This window comes from Pseudomonas sp. Z1-12, assembly GCF_051132015.1.
Classification (GTDB): Bacteria; Pseudomonadota; Gammaproteobacteria; order Pseudomonadales; family Pseudomonadaceae; genus Aquipseudomonas; species Aquipseudomonas zanjanensis.
The window spans coordinates 332,009-345,588 of record NZ_CP071647.1 but is presented as its reverse complement, the minus strand read 5'-3'; the positions used below and the strand labels follow the sequence as shown (position 1 = coordinate 345,588).

Sequence of the window (13,580 nt, the reverse complement as noted above, 5' to 3'; positions counted from 1 at the left end):
CCTTCAACATGAATGTTGATTGAAAGTCCGCTATCGCGAGCAAGCTAGCTCCCACATTGGTTTTCGGGTGACTGTCAGTCCGAAGTCTTGGCCATCTGCCGGTCCGACGCGCGCCAGACCAGGCGTGTCGTGTCGTAGCCCTGCTGGCGCGCCTTGCTCAGCAATTCCTCGCGCACGACGCTGTTGACGGTCGGTGTGCGGGACAGCAGCCACATGTAGCGACGGCTCGGGTCGCCGACGATGGCGGTCTTGTAGTCATCGCTGACATAGAGCACCCAGTATTGCCCCTTCGCCACGCCCGGGACGATCCGGGAAAACCAGTTATCGAATTCGACCCAGAGCTTGTCGGTCTTGCCCGGCACCTGCGGCGTCGCGGTGCCCCTGGCTTCTTCCCACTGCCAGTCCGAGGTCAGGCAGCGATTGAGCACGCCCACGTTGCCGTCTGGCTTGAGGGTGTAGTGAGCTTCCGATTGCGCGCAATTGCGCTGGAAATACATGGGCAGGCGGGCCAACTCATACCAGGTCCCTTGGTAACGCTTGAGATTGACGCTGTTGACCGTCTTGGGTGCCAACGGATCTTCGCCAGAAGTGGCACAGCCAGCCAATACCAGGCCAGCCAAAAGCACAAACACTAACCGCATCATTATTTTTCTCCCGCAGGCCTGTGGCCTCGGTTTACTTCAGGCCTTGGCCGGAAAACATCAACACTTTGTCACCGGCGTACTGCACGCTGATAAAGCTTTTCTGGTCGCCCCAGGTGCAGCTGGACATGCCGAGGGCGCCTGAGCAATCGGTCGGTTTCCCCAGCAACGTTTCGACTTCGGCCTTGGGCATGCCAGCCGACAGCTTCGAATAGTTTTCCTGGTTGACCTTGCTGCATGCGGTCAGCACGACGCACATAAACAGCAGAGCGATAGAACGCAGCGACATGGTGTAACTCCTGGAACGGAAGGGAGGTGGCAGGGTGCCAACCTGATCCTTAGAAGAGAAAACCCCTATCTGGTTCCCTCGCGCCGCCAGTATTTATTGGCCGTGCAGAGGTGTTTCATCGGTGAATCACTCGGTTTGTGACGCCGTCGTACCTTTCGTCGGGATTGGACCCTGGACGCCTGATGAGCCGGGCTTCTACGCCGATAAAAAGTCACAGCGCAAAATCCTGCGTTATGGCAAATTGACAGCCCGTCCTGACCCGTCCCTCCGCGGTAGTGTTCTTAATGACCAGAAACATGAAATTCAGCCATAAAATCCTGCTGGCTGCTGCCCTCGTGGTGGCCGTTGCTTTCGCCTGTTTCATCCTGTTCAACGACTACCGTCAACGCCAAAGCCTGCACGCCAGCACCGAGACTTCCATGCAGGAACTCGGCAGCCTGACCAGCCGTAACATCCAGACATGGGTCGACGGCCGTATCCAATTGCTGCAATCGCTGGCCCAACAGATCGCCGTGGACGGCAGCAGTGCCGACAGCCTCAAGCGCGCCGTGGGCCTGCCGGCCTATACCGGCAACTTCCAGCTCAGCTATTTCGGCGGCACCGACGGCGTGATGTTCTCGGTACCGGCCGGCAATCGCGCCGCCGACTACGACCCGCGCGCCCGCGGCTGGTACAAGGCTGCCAACAGCGCACAGCAAACCATCGTCACTGAACCCTACATCGCCGCTTCATCGGGCAAGCTGGTGATCACCGTCGCCACCCCGGTACAACGCCAGAACCAGATGATCGGCGTGGCCGGTGCGGACATCGACCTGTCCAGCGTCAGCACCATCATCAACTCGCTGAACTTCGGCGGCCACGGCCACGCGTTCATCGTCAGCGCCGACGGCAAGATCCTGATCCACCCCGACAGCAAGCGCGTGCTCAAGACCCTGGCCGAGGCCTACCCCAACGGCGCGCCGCAAATCAGCCCGGGCGTGAAGGAAGTCGATCTCGACGGCAAGTCCCAATTCATCTCCTTCACCCGCGTCAATGGTGTGCCGGGCGCCGATTGGTACGTGGCGCTGGTGCTCGACAAGGACACCGCCCTGGCGATGCTCAGTGAGTTCCGCACTTCGGCGCTGATCGCCATGGTCATCGCCGTGGTGTTCATCATCGCCCTGCTGGGCATGTTGATCCGCGTGTTGATGCAACCGCTGCTGACCATGGGCCGCGCCATGCATGACATCGCCGAAGGCGAAGGCGACCTGACTCGGCGCCTGGTGATCCACGGCCAGGACGAATTCGGCGCCCTGGGCACGTCGTTCAACCGTTTTGTCGAGCGCATTCACACCTCGATCCGCGAAGTGGCCTCGGCCACCGGCCAGGTCAACGAAGTCGCCCTGCGCGTGGTCAGTGCATCCAACTCGTCGATGTTCAACTCCGACCAGCAGGCGTCGCGCACCAGCAGCGTGGCCGCGGCCATCAACCAGCTCGGCGCCGCCGCCCAGGAAATCGCCCAGAATGCCGCCCTCGCCTCGCAACATTCCAGCGAGGCCCGCAACCTGGCCGAAGATGGCCAGCAAGTGGTGGATAAAACCATCGCGGCCATGCAGCAGTTGTCAGCCAAGATCAGCGATTCGTGCGGCAACATCGAAACCCTGAACAGCAACACGGTGAACATCGGCCAGATCCTCGAGGTGATCACCAGCATCTCCCAGCAAACCAACCTGCTCGCCCTCAACGCCGCCATCGAAGCGGCCCGGGCCGGTGAAGCCGGGCGCGGCTTCGCGGTGGTGGCCGATGAAGTGCGCAACCTGGCCCACCGCACCCAGGACTCGGCGCAGCAAGTGCAGAAGATGATCGAAGAACTGCAAGTCGGCGCACGGGAAGCGGTACTGACCATGACCGACAGCCAGCGCCAGAGCGAAGGCAGCGTCAGCATCGCCAACCAGGCCGGCGAACGGTTGGGCAGCGTGACCCAACGCATCGGTGAAATCGACGGCATGAATCAATCCGTGGCGACCGCCACCGAAGAACAGACCGCCGTGGTGGAATCGATCAACGTCGACATCACCGAGATCAATACGCTGAACCAGGAAGGCGTGGAAAACCTGCAAGCCACCTTGCGGGCCTGTGCCGACCTCGAGCAGCAGGCGGCGCGGTTGAAGCAGTTGGTGGGCAGTTTCCGGATCTAGTGCTTTCAAGGGCCATTTCGCGAGCAAGCCCGCTCCCACAGTTGACCGCGTTCCGCCAGGGAAACCTGATCAGCTGTGGGAGCGGGCTTGCTCGCGAAGACGGCATCAGCCTCGCAAAAAATTCAGAACCTGGACCCAGGCCTGCTCAAGAACGCCACTTCCTCCGCCGTGGACTCGCGCCCCAACACCGCATTGCGGTGGGGAAAGCGGCCAAACCGCGCAATGATCTTCTGATGCCGTTCGGCATAATCCAGGTTGTCCTCAAACACCGCACGCTGCGCCTCGGGCTGTTCTCGAACCAACTCGATGAACCGCGACACGGCTTCGTTCTGCACCGCGAGGTTTTCGCAGTGTTCGAGTACGAGGTAGATGAATACGCGCTGGATGGGTTTGAGTTGCCGGTCGAAGCCCGCCGCCAGTCCTTGAGCCACCAGCGCTTGGGCACGCAGGTCGCCGGAAAAACCTTCGGGGGTGTTGCGATAGATCATCCGGGGAAGTTGATCCAGTAGCAGCACCAAGGCCAGCCAACCTTCCGGGCGTTGCGCCCAATCGGTCAATCCGCCGGCCAGTGCCTGCTCGACCTGATCACCGAAGCGCTCTTGCGCCTGGCGATCATGGCCTTTGCCAAACCATAGCTTGCCCTTGTCAGCTGCGATCTCATCTGGTTTTTCGGCTGTGCCAAACCACCAATCGAGCAACGGCTGCCAGGGCTCGGCCATGATTTACTCCTTGTGGTAAGCCGTGGCGCGGGCCACTTCTTCCTTCGAACCGAGGAACACGGCCACACGCTGGTGCAGGCCTTCAGGCTTGATATCGAGAATGCGCTGGTGGCCATCGGTGGAAGCGCCACCGGCCTGCTCCACCAGGAACGACATCGGGTTGGCTTCGTACATCAGGCGCAGCTTGCCTGGCTTGGAGGGCTCGCGGCTGTCGCGCGGATACATGAACAGGCCGCCACGGGTCAGGATCCGGTGCACATCGGCAACCATCGCGGCAACCCAGCGCATGTTGTAGTTCTTCTTCAGCGGGCCTTCTTCACCGGCCAGCAACTCACTGACGTAGCGTTGTACCGGAGCTTCCCAGTGACGCTGGTTGGACATGTTGATGGCGAATTCCTGGGTGGTTTCAGGAATGGTGATGTCTTCGTGGGTCAGGACGAAGCTGCCCATCTCGCGGTCCAGGGTGAAGCCCTTGACGCCGTCGCCCAGGGTCAGCACCAGCATGGTCTGCGGGCCGTAGATGGCATAACCGGCGGCAACCTGCTCGGTGCCTGGCTGCAAGAAGGCCTTTTCATTCAGGGCTTCGTTCTGGCTCAGGTACTCGTTCGGGCAACGCAGTACCGAGAAGATGGTGCCCACCGGCGCGTTGATGTCGATGTTCGACGAACCGTCCAGTGGGTCGAACACCAGCAGGTAGGCACCCTTGGGGTATTTGCCCGGGATCTGGTAGGCGTTGTCCATTTCCTCGGACGCCATGCCCGCCAGGTGACCGCCCCATTCGTTGGCTTCGAGCAGGATTTCGTTGGACAGCACGTCCAGCTTCTTCTGCACTTCGCCCTGCACGTTTTCGGTGCCCATGCTGCCCAGGACACCACCCAAGGCGCCTTTGGAGACGGCGTGGCTGATCTCCTTGCACGCACGCGCCACCACTTCGATCAAAAAGCGCAGATCGGCAGGGGTATTGTTGCTGCGGGTCTGCTCAATCAAATAGCGACTCAAGGTAACGCGGGACATGGACGGCTCCGAAGAATAGGGGGCGGAAAACCCGCGCAGTTTAGCGCGAGTCGGGACTTAATTCCTCCTATGAGACGGGATATGGAGGATTGAGTTCACGGCGCAGCGGTTCGCTTGGGTATTTCTGTTGAATGACAGGGCGCCATCGCGAGCAAGCTCGCTCCCACAGTTGACCGAGTTCTTTCGAGGAACACGGTCCAGTGTGGGAGCGAGCTTGCTCGCGATCCGGGTGCGAAGCGCCCGCCTCAGGATTTGACCGGCGGCTTGCGCAGCAGGCTGAAGGCCATCGCCGCGAGGAACAGCACGCTCAGCAGCAGCACCGCCCACAAGCCGATTTTCTTCCAGTTGGTATCGACCGTCGCCGGCACAGTGGTAGCGGCCGCAGTCGGCGTCGAAGTGGCCGAGCCGTTCACCGTCGCCGTCCCCAGCGTCGCCAGGCGCGACGGTTTGTAATCGGGCACCAGCGTGGTCAATGGCAAGCTGGCCGCCTTGGCTGTCGCGCTGCCCAGCGCCAGGCGGTAGGGGCCTTCGCCCCGCGCCAGGAACACCACTTGGGTCGGACGCACGGCAAAGCGCAACGCCGGGGCTTCGGTTCCCAGGCCACCGCCGCGCTCGTCCACGGTCAATTTCAGTTGCTGCACGGTCTGGCCGGACAGTTGCAGGCGGTTTTGCAGCACGTCCTGGCCGTTCTGGGTCAGGCGATAAAGCAAACCAGCGCCCAGCGGCTGCCACGGATGGCTGCTTTCGCGGCGGCCAGCCAGGGTCACCGGCGCCAGGCTGTTGGCCTGGCTCAGTTCGACCTCCACCTGTTCGATGTTCAGCCCCATGGGCAGCAGCCAGGTGTATTCACCGGTCTTCGTCGTGCTGCCGGCCAACGGCTGCGACCAGGCCAGTGGCAACGGCAGGTTTTCGCGGCTGGCGCTTTGCAACTGGGCCGAGGTCAGCACCGGCGCCGAGGACGGCGAATCCCACAGCAGCCGCAGATAGCGCGCCGGCTGCCCCGGCAGGTTCACTTCATGCTGTTCGACCTGCTCGTCGGCAAAGGTCAGGCGCGCCACCTGGCCTTCGCCCCATGACTGCCAGTGCTGCAAATCGTCGCTGGCTTCGATGGTGAATCGCTGGAAGCCGTCGCGCTCGCTGGTCCAGTCGAGGATCAACTGTTGCAGCGGTGCCTTGATCGCACTGGCATCCAACAACCAGCCACGCAACGCCTCTTCCCCGGCTTCGAGCCGGCTGGCGGGTTGCACTTCCACCAGGGTGCCATTGGCGTTCGATTGCACCCGCACACTGGGCGCGCGCTCGTTGTCATCGGCGGCGTTGTACAGCGGGAACCACTTCACGTCGGTGAAGGTGCGGTTTTCCCGGCTCTGGGCCGACTCGCGCACCAGGGCGTAGGCCTGGGCCTGGCCGGCGGCGTTGAAGACCCGCAGGTCGCTCAGGTCGGTCTGCCGCGCTTGCAATTGAACGTCCAATGGCAATGGCAGGCGATACCACGGCCCTTCGCCGCTCAAGGCCAACGGCACCTGATGGGCGAAATCCGCCGGTTGCTCCTGGGCCGTAGCCGACAAGGCCACCCACAATCCAACCACCCCCAGCCCGATCCGATTCAACGTGCGACTCAAGATGACACTCCCTCACTGACAGGCATCGGCGGCTCGACCGGTGAGGCCGTTTCCGGACGTTTTGGCGGCAGCGGCGCGAAGTAGCCCACCACCAGCAACAACACGCCCACGCCGATAAACGACACGATCCGCGCCAGACCGCCACGGTTACTCAATTCGACAAAGAACAGCTTCGCCACGACCACGGCGATCAACGCCGCGCCCACCAGCCACACTTCCCGGCGATGGCGCAGGTGCCCCCCGATCATCAGGCCCAGGGCGATCAGGGTCCAGGCAATGGACAAGCCGGCCTGCACGAACATTGACTCGAGCAGCGCATCCAGCTCGTACGGGACACCCATCCACTGGTGAGCCGTACGCATCACCAGGGCAGTAAAGAACGCGAACAGCGACACACCGGCGATCAACTGGGCGATGTGCCCGACGCGACTCCAGCGGTTCGTCGATTGCGCCACGGCGTTGCGGGCCCACACATAGATACCGAACAAGGCGAACAGCAGGCCCAGTTCCAGGGGATTGAGCAACGGCACATAAGGCAGTGGCTCTGAGTTGCCATCGCTGAAGGTGTTGGTCAGCCAGAACCAACCGAGCATCAATAGCGCCATGGGCGCCGCCGCATAGACCCGGTATTCGCGCGGCTGGGCCGAGACCGGCCATGGCAAGGCACGCGGCGTGGCCATCAGCACCAGGTACAAGCCCGGCAGGATCGCCCAGGCCAGCCAGCGCCAGGCATTGTACTGCTCGGACAGCAACAGCAGGCCGTAACGCAACTCCAGCATCAACACCGCCATCAGCAACCAGCAACCCAGGACGTGGGCCGTACTGCGCGCCTGCGCCGGTAGCGTCTCGGCCAAGCGCTTGAGCGAGAGGAAATGCACGGCGAATACCGCCAGCCAGGCCAGCCAACCAAAGTTCGCCGCCGGGTGGTAATGGCTGTGCCCCGTTGCCACCAGCACACAACCCGCCGCCGGGATCAACAAGGTGCACAGCAGCCCCAGCGCCGGCCATTTCAAGCGCAGCGACAATACGCTCCACACCGCCACGCTGAGCGCCGCGACCGCCAACAGCAAGCTGCCTTGCAGATTCGCCGGGGCGAAGCGCAGCACTTCGCTGACCCACGCCAGCGCCCACCAACCGGCGCCCCAGATCAGCAGCAGCTCGGACAGGCGCTGCAAGCTCAAGGCATCGAGTTCCTGCGCGGCATGCGCCCGTTGCAGGCGCCATGCCCCCACCAGCGCTGCCAGCCCCAGCACCAACGGCGTCCAGAAGCCGCTATGGGCCAGGGGCCGCAGATCCTCGGCATTGAGCGGCCCCAACAGCGCCGGCCCCGCCGTCAGGAACGCCGCACCGCCCAGCAGTTGCAACAGCAGGCCGAAGACAAAGCTCACCCGTTGTTTCAGGTACAGGCTCAGCCAGATGATCAACAGGCCGCTGGCCGCCCATACGCCGCTCGCCGTTTGCCACGGCAGGACGAATAGCACCGCGAGATTGATCAGCACCAGCCCCGCCAGCAATACCACCGACAAGCCGCGCAGCAACCGCACATCGTTGCGCACCATGTCGTCGCGCGCCGCCAGCAACATGCCGCCGATCAACGCCAGGCCGATCAGCGAAGCACTGAGCAAACCGCTCCAACCCGCGCTGAACACCGCTGACGCATCGCCCTCGGCACCTTGCAAGCGCAACAGGAACAGCGCGCCGCCGAGCAATTGCACCGCAAACGCCGTGAACAGGAAGCTACGCGATTGCAGGCGCAGGCCGACAAACAGCGTCGCCAAACCGGCGAGGGCCCAGGCAATGGCGGTGCCGTGGGTGAGGAAGAACAGCGGTGCCAGCAGATAGAGGAAACTCAGCCCCAGCACCGCCAGCATCGGCCGGCCTTGGCGTTCCCAATGCGAACAGTGTCCGGGCTCAGCCTTGAGCAACTGGTAGAAGGTGAACAGCAAGGCGCCGCCGAGCATCAATGCTCCCAGCGGTGAACCATCGAGCAGGCTGCCGTCGCCAGTGCGCAACTCGCTGAGGAACGCCAGTGCCGAACCCAATTGCAGCAACAAGGCAAAAGCCCGGGCCAATGGACGTTGCTGGCGCAGGCCCAGCCAGAAGATTCCCGCGCCTTCCACGGCCCACGCCGCCGCGGTCCAACGGGCATCGAGCCCCAACGGGATCGCCAGGCTGGCAAAAATCACCCCCAGGGCCAGGCAGGTTTCCGCCAACAGCAGGGCGCGCCCACCCATCAATAGCCGAGCCAGGCCCATGTAGATCATGCCCAGGGCCAGGGCGCTGAAGGCGGCGGCGAATTCCAGGTGCTGCACCAACGCGAACTGCAAGCCGAAGCCCACCAGCGGCGGGCCGAACAGCATGCTGCCGTCCACGTAATCGCCCTTGCGCGCCGACCAGCGCAGCAACGCCTCGCGGCTAGCGTCTTCGGGAGCATCGCTCATTTCCAACAATTTGCGCCGCGTGAACAGCAAGCCAATCGCCAGGTAGATGAGGAAGAACAGGATCAGGAACGGCTCGGTGCTCCACAGCAGTTCCGGTGTGTAGGAACGCAGGCCCCAGGCGAAACCGATGCCGAAGGTGCCGACAAAACCGATCAGGTTGAGCAGGCGCCAGGCCTTGAACCAGGCGATTGCGAGGATGCCGGCATTGAGCAGGATGAAATAGCTGAACAGGGCAACGTGGTTGCCGCTGCCGGTGGAGGTCAGGATCGGGGCGGCAAACCCGCCCAGCGCCGCGGCCGCAGCCAGGCCCATGGCGTTCTGGGTAACCGCGAGGATCGCCGAGAACACCGTGACCGCCACCAGCAAGCCCAACGCGGCCTTGGAGTCGAGCAACGGATGCAGGCGCATGGCGGCGAACACCGTCAGGTACAGCACGGCGATCCCGGTCCCCTGGAGCATCAGCGCATAACTGCTGTTGCGTTGGCGCAACCACCAGCCCAGGCCCAGCAGGCCCAACGCACTGGCCGCGACACCGGCGTAGCGCACTTCGATTGGCACCACCATGCCTTCGGTGGCGTAGCGCAGCAGGAACGCCAGGCCGAGGAACAACAGCAGCACACCGACTCGCAGCACGGTGTTGCCGCCAAACAGCCAGTTGCGCGCGCCCGTCACGGCGCGGTCGAACAGATTCGGGCCGCGCGGGGCCGCCGGCTCCGCAGCAATCGGCTCCAGGGGCAAAGGGGCAAAGTCGCGGTTGGCACGTCGACTGGACGTCTCTGGCGCGGGCGTCCAAATGTCATCGGGCAAGGGCTGGCTGGCCTGGCTGGCCATCGCGGAAACGGGTTCGAGGTCTGGCGGCAACTCCCAGACGAGCTGCGGCTCGGTGCGCGTTGCAGGCCGCGCGGCCTGGGGCTCGACTACCTCGGGCGCTGGCGCCGGATCAGGCGGTTCGGCCACCTTGCCGCGTTCGAGAACCGCCAGGCGGGCTTCCAACGTGAGCACGCTCTGCTGGGCCTCTTGCAACAAGATCTGTTGCTTGGCCGCCTGGATAGCCAGGCGCCCCAGTCGAAACGACTGGGCGATGCCAAGCCCCACCAGTGCGCCTAGCAGCGCATCGGCGAACGACTCGTCCACCACCCAGCCGAGTGCCAGGCCCAACAACGTCAAGATCCATTGCATGGTCGATATCCCTAAGCGGCCCGTTGCGGGCGTAACCGGGGTGATGCGGTGCCTGGATCAGTCTAGTGGAAAACCCCCAAACCCTGTGGGAGCGAGCTTGCTCGCGATGCGGTGTGTCAGGCGACATTGATGTTGCCTGACAGGCTGCTATCGCGAGCAAGCTCGCTCCCACATTGGATGGTTGGCATTTCCAGTACCGAGTCCGGCTGCACAGCCCGGCGAAACTGGCGCCTAGTATATCGACGAAGCCCAACCGCCGTTGGGCTTCGCTCACATTTCTTGCAGTAAAGGCTACTCCAGGGCTTTCCAGATGTCGGTGGCGTATTCCCGGATGGTCCGGTCCGAGGAGAACCAGCCCATGCGCGCGGTGTTGAGCACCGCCGAGCGCCACCACTGCTTGGAGTCGTGCCACTTCTCTTCGACCTTGGCCTGGGCGTTCCAGTAGGCGTCGAAATCGGCGCAGACCAAGAAGCGGTCGTAATCCACCAGTGAGTCCACCAGCCCGGTGTAGCGCATCGGATCGTCCGGCGAGAACACCCCGCCACGAATCGCCTGCAGCACATCGTTGAGGCGATGGGACGCAGCGATGTCCGGCGCGGCGCTGAATTCGCCGTTGCGCTTGCGCGCCTCCACCTGCTCGGCGGTCAGGCCGAAGATGAACATGTGCTCGCCACCGACGCGGTCATGCATCTCCACGTTGGCGCCGTCCATGGTGCCGATAGTCAGCGCGCCGTTGAGGCCGAACTTCATGTTGCTGGTACCCGAGGCCTCGAAACCGGCGGTAGAAATCTGCTCCGACAAGTCCGCCGCCGGGATGATGCTTTCGGCCAGGCTGACGTTGTAGTTGGGCAGGAACACCACCTTGAGCAAGCCCCGCACGGTCGGGTCGTTGTTCACCACCCGGGCGATGTCGTTGGTCAGTTTGATGATCAGCTTGGCCTGGTGATAACTGGCGGCGGCCTTGCCGGCGAAGATCTTCACCCGCGGCACCCAGTCCACTTCCGGCTCGGCACGAATCGCCTGGTACAGCGCCACGGTGTGCATCAGGTTGAGCAGCTGGCGCTTGTACTCGTGGATCCGCTTGACCTGCACGTCGAACATCGCCGCCGGGTTGACGGCGATGCCCAGTCGTTCGTGAATCAGGTAAGCCAGGGCCTTCTTGCTGTGCAGGCGCTGCTCGGCGAACTGCTTGCGAAACGCCGGCTTATCGGCAAACGGTTCCAGTTCGATCAAGCGCTCCTCGGGGTTGTCGAGCACGCTCGGGCCGAGGGCGTCGACCATCATCGAAGTCAATTCAGCGTTGGCCTGGAACAGCCAGCGGCGGAAGGTGATGCCGTTGGTCTTGTTGTTGATCCGCTCCGGATAGAGTTTGTGCAGCTCGGAGAACACCGTGCTGCGCATCAACTGGGTATGCAGCCCGGACACGCCATTGACGCTGTGGGAACCGAGGAACGCCAGGTTGCCCATGCGCACCCGGCGACCGTTGTCCTCCTCGATCAGCGACACCGCGCGCAGGACGTCGAAATCATGCACACCCTTGGCCCGCAGCGAATCGATGTGCTGGGCGTTGATCAGGTAGATGATCTGCATGTGCCGAGGCAACATGCGCTCCATCAGCCCCACCGGCCAGGTTTCCAAGGCTTCGGGCAGCAGCGTGTGATTGGTATAGGACAGCGTGTCCTGGGTGACCTGCCAGGCCGCGTCCCAGGCCACGTCGTAGACATCCACCAATTGCCGCATCAACTCGGCCACGGCAATGGACGGGTGCGTGTCGTTGAGCTGGATGGCCGCGTGATCGCCCAGGGTCAGCACCGAGGTGTGCATGTTGCGATGGCGGCGCAGCAAGTCCTGCAACGAGGCGGCGACGAAGAAATACTCCTGGCGCAGGCGCAGCTCCTGGCCGGCTTCGGTGCTGTCGGCCGGGTACAGCACGCGGGAAATACTCTCGGCCCGGGCCACTTCCGCTACCGCGCCCAAGTGGTCGCCGGCATTGAAGCGTTCCAGGTGCAGCTCTTCCATGGCCCGGGCACGCCACAGGCGCAGGGTGTTGACGCTCGCGCCGCGCCAGCCCACTACCGGCGTGTCATAGGCAATGGCCCGTACAGTTTCGGCCGGAGACCAGACCTGGCGAGTCTTGCCGGTGTCGTCGGTGACGGTTTCGACGCTGCCGCCAAAGCCGATCGGGTAGACCACTTCCGGACGTTCGAACTCCCACGGGTTGCCGAAATCCAGCCAGTGCTCGGTCTGCTCCTGCTGCCAGCCATCGACAATCGCCTGGCGGAACAGGCCGTGTTCATAACGAATACCGTAGCCATGGCCGGCAATACCCAGTGTGGACATGCTTTCCATGAAGCACGCCGCCAGGCGGCCAAGGCCACCGTTGCCCAACGCCGCGTCGGGCTCGAGCAGGCGGATGCGCTCCAGGTCCACGCCCAACTCAGTCAAGGCCTCACGGGCGGTGTCCAGCAGGCCGAGGTTGCTCAGGCTGTCGTAGAGCAAGCGACCGATGAGAAATTCCAGGGAGAGGTAATAGACCCGCTTCTGACCCTTGCGGTAGATCTGCCGCGTGTGGTCCATCCAGTGTTCGACCATGTGGTCGCGGGCGGCGAGGGCAATGGCTTCGAACCAATCGTGATCAAACGCATGATCGGGGTCCTTGCCGACGGCATAAGTGAGTTTGGTCAACACGGCGTCGCGAAATGCCGCAACTTCAGCTTCGCGAACAAGTGGTTCTTGAGTCATTGATAAGACCTCGAACGAGCATGGAATTGTCTGAGCCTAGACGGTCTGACAGACGGTACAGGCTCTTGGTTCGGTGGATTTCCCCGAGTGCCGGAGAATCGCCGCCATGAAATTGCCGGATGGTCGAATGAATGCAGGGGCCGTGCCGGTCCGGACAGGTTTTACCGAGATGCAAAAAAAACCGGCAGATGGTCGTTCAAAATTTCACCAGTCCCGGTATGATCGCGCGCCCTGATGCATGCTGGTAAACCGTGATGATGAAGCCCAACCTGATCGCCGCCGCGGAGATCGACCGACTCGATACCTGGGCCAAGTACTCCGCCCCGATGTGCGGTTCCTGCGTGTCGAGCTGCTGCACGCTGCCGGTGGAGGTCAAGATCAAGGACCTGATCCGCATTGGCATCGTCGATGAGTTCGAGCTGGGCGACCCACCGAAGAACATCGCCAAGCGCCTGCAAAAGGAAGGGATCGTCGAGCGCTACAACCAGAAGTCGGAAATCTTTACGCTCCAGCGCATGAGCAACAACGATTGCCTTTATCTGGACCGCAAGAGCCGGCTGTGCACCATTTACGAGAAGCGCCCGGACACCTGCCGCAACCATCCTCGGGTCGGGCCACGGCCGGGATATTGCGCCTACAAGCCCAAGGAAGTGGAGCGCGAGCGCAATCCTCGGACGTTGGATCGATTCTGATCAGCCGTTGGTTATCTAGCGCCTGAACCGTCGCCATCGCGAGCAAGCTCGCTCCCACAGGGGA

General features: G+C 62.9%; 9 protein-coding genes. 2 read left to right on the top strand and 7 right to left on the bottom strand.

Going from position 1 to position 13,580, the window contains the following annotated elements:
* Positions 1-74: 74 nt before the first annotated feature.
* Both J3P85_RS01540 and J3P85_RS01535 read right to left on the bottom strand, forming a co-directional pair.
* On the bottom strand, positions 75-644 hold the full coding sequence (locus J3P85_RS01540; protein WP_250961905.1) for a lipocalin family protein: 570 nt from the start codon (positions 642-644) through the stop codon (positions 75-77).
* A gap of 31 nt (positions 645-675) precedes the next feature.
* Entirely contained in the window at positions 676-930 is a 255-nt protein-coding gene (locus J3P85_RS01535; protein ID WP_003186715.1) for a hypothetical protein, read from the bottom strand.
* A 284-nt stretch (positions 931-1,214) separates the two neighbouring features.
* Between J3P85_RS01535 and J3P85_RS01530 the strand changes: the two genes are divergently transcribed.
* A complete protein-coding gene (locus J3P85_RS01530; protein WP_434704658.1) occupies positions 1,215-3,107 on the top strand; it encodes a methyl-accepting chemotaxis protein in 1,893 nt (630 codons plus the stop codon).
* 122 nt (positions 3,108-3,229) lie between these two features.
* Here the strand turns inward: J3P85_RS01530 and J3P85_RS01525 are convergent, their stop codons facing one another.
* The 5 genes from J3P85_RS01525 to J3P85_RS01505 all read right to left on the bottom strand — a co-directional run bounded on the left by J3P85_RS01525 (position 3,230) and on the right by J3P85_RS01505 (position 12,824).
* The gene (locus tag J3P85_RS01525; RefSeq protein WP_434704657.1) at positions 3,230-3,826 is read right to left on the bottom strand and encodes a DUF924 family protein; all 597 of its coding nucleotides are present in this window, start codon (positions 3,824-3,826) and stop codon (positions 3,230-3,232) included.
* Between the two features lie 3 nt (positions 3,827-3,829).
* A complete protein-coding gene (locus J3P85_RS01520; protein ID WP_030141457.1) occupies positions 3,830-4,840 on the bottom strand; it encodes a class 1 fructose-bisphosphatase in 1,011 nt (336 codons plus the stop codon).
* 245 nt (positions 4,841-5,085) lie between these two features.
* Complete coding sequence (locus J3P85_RS01515) at positions 5,086-6,462, bottom strand: DUF3999 domain-containing protein (RefSeq protein WP_434704656.1); 1,377 nt, start codon at positions 6,460-6,462, stop codon at positions 5,086-5,088.
* Positions 6,459-10,082, bottom strand: a complete 3,624-nt coding sequence (locus tag J3P85_RS01510; RefSeq protein ID WP_434704655.1) for a DUF2339 domain-containing protein — start codon at positions 10,080-10,082, stop codon at positions 6,459-6,461. Before J3P85_RS01510 ends, J3P85_RS01515 begins: the two co-directional genes overlap by 4 nt.
* Before the next feature lie 291 nt (positions 10,083-10,373).
* On the bottom strand, positions 10,374-12,824 hold the full coding sequence (locus J3P85_RS01505; RefSeq protein ID WP_434572943.1) for a glycogen/starch/alpha-glucan phosphorylase: 2,451 nt from the start codon (positions 12,822-12,824) through the stop codon (positions 10,374-10,376).
* A gap of 254 nt (positions 12,825-13,078) precedes the next feature.
* Here J3P85_RS01505 and J3P85_RS01500 point away from each other — a divergent pair, with 254 nt between their 5' ends.
* Complete coding sequence (locus J3P85_RS01500; RefSeq protein WP_024778075.1) at positions 13,079-13,516, top strand: YkgJ family cysteine cluster protein; 438 nt, start codon at positions 13,079-13,081, stop codon at positions 13,514-13,516.
* Positions 13,517-13,580: the final 64 nt, after the last annotated feature.

Excerpts from the sequence above, each read along its gene's own strand:
- J3P85_RS01500 (WP_024778075.1), top strand. The coding sequence starts at position 13,079 with ATGATGAAGCCCAACCTGATCGCCGCCGCGGAGATCGACCGACTCGAT.
- J3P85_RS01540 (WP_250961905.1), bottom strand. The coding sequence starts at position 644 with ATGATGCGGTTAGTGTTTGTGCTTTTGGCTGGCCTGGTATTGGCTGGC.
- J3P85_RS01520 (WP_030141457.1), bottom strand. The coding sequence starts at position 4,840 with ATGTCCCGCGTTACCTTGAGTCGCTATTTGATTGAGCAGACCCGCAGC.
- J3P85_RS01505 (WP_434572943.1), bottom strand. The coding sequence starts at position 12,824 with ATGACTCAAGAACCACTTGTTCGCGAAGCTGAAGTTGCGGCATTTCGC.
- J3P85_RS01510 (WP_434704655.1), bottom strand. The coding sequence starts at position 10,082 with ATGCAATGGATCTTGACGTTGTTGGGCCTGGCACTCGGCTGGGTGGTG.
- J3P85_RS01525 (WP_434704657.1), bottom strand. The coding sequence starts at position 3,826 with ATGGCCGAGCCCTGGCAGCCGTTGCTCGATTGGTGGTTTGGCACAGCC.
- J3P85_RS01535 (WP_003186715.1), bottom strand. The coding sequence starts at position 930 with ATGTCGCTGCGTTCTATCGCTCTGCTGTTTATGTGCGTCGTGCTGACC.
- J3P85_RS01530 (WP_434704658.1), top strand. The coding sequence starts at position 1,215 with ATGACCAGAAACATGAAATTCAGCCATAAAATCCTGCTGGCTGCTGCC.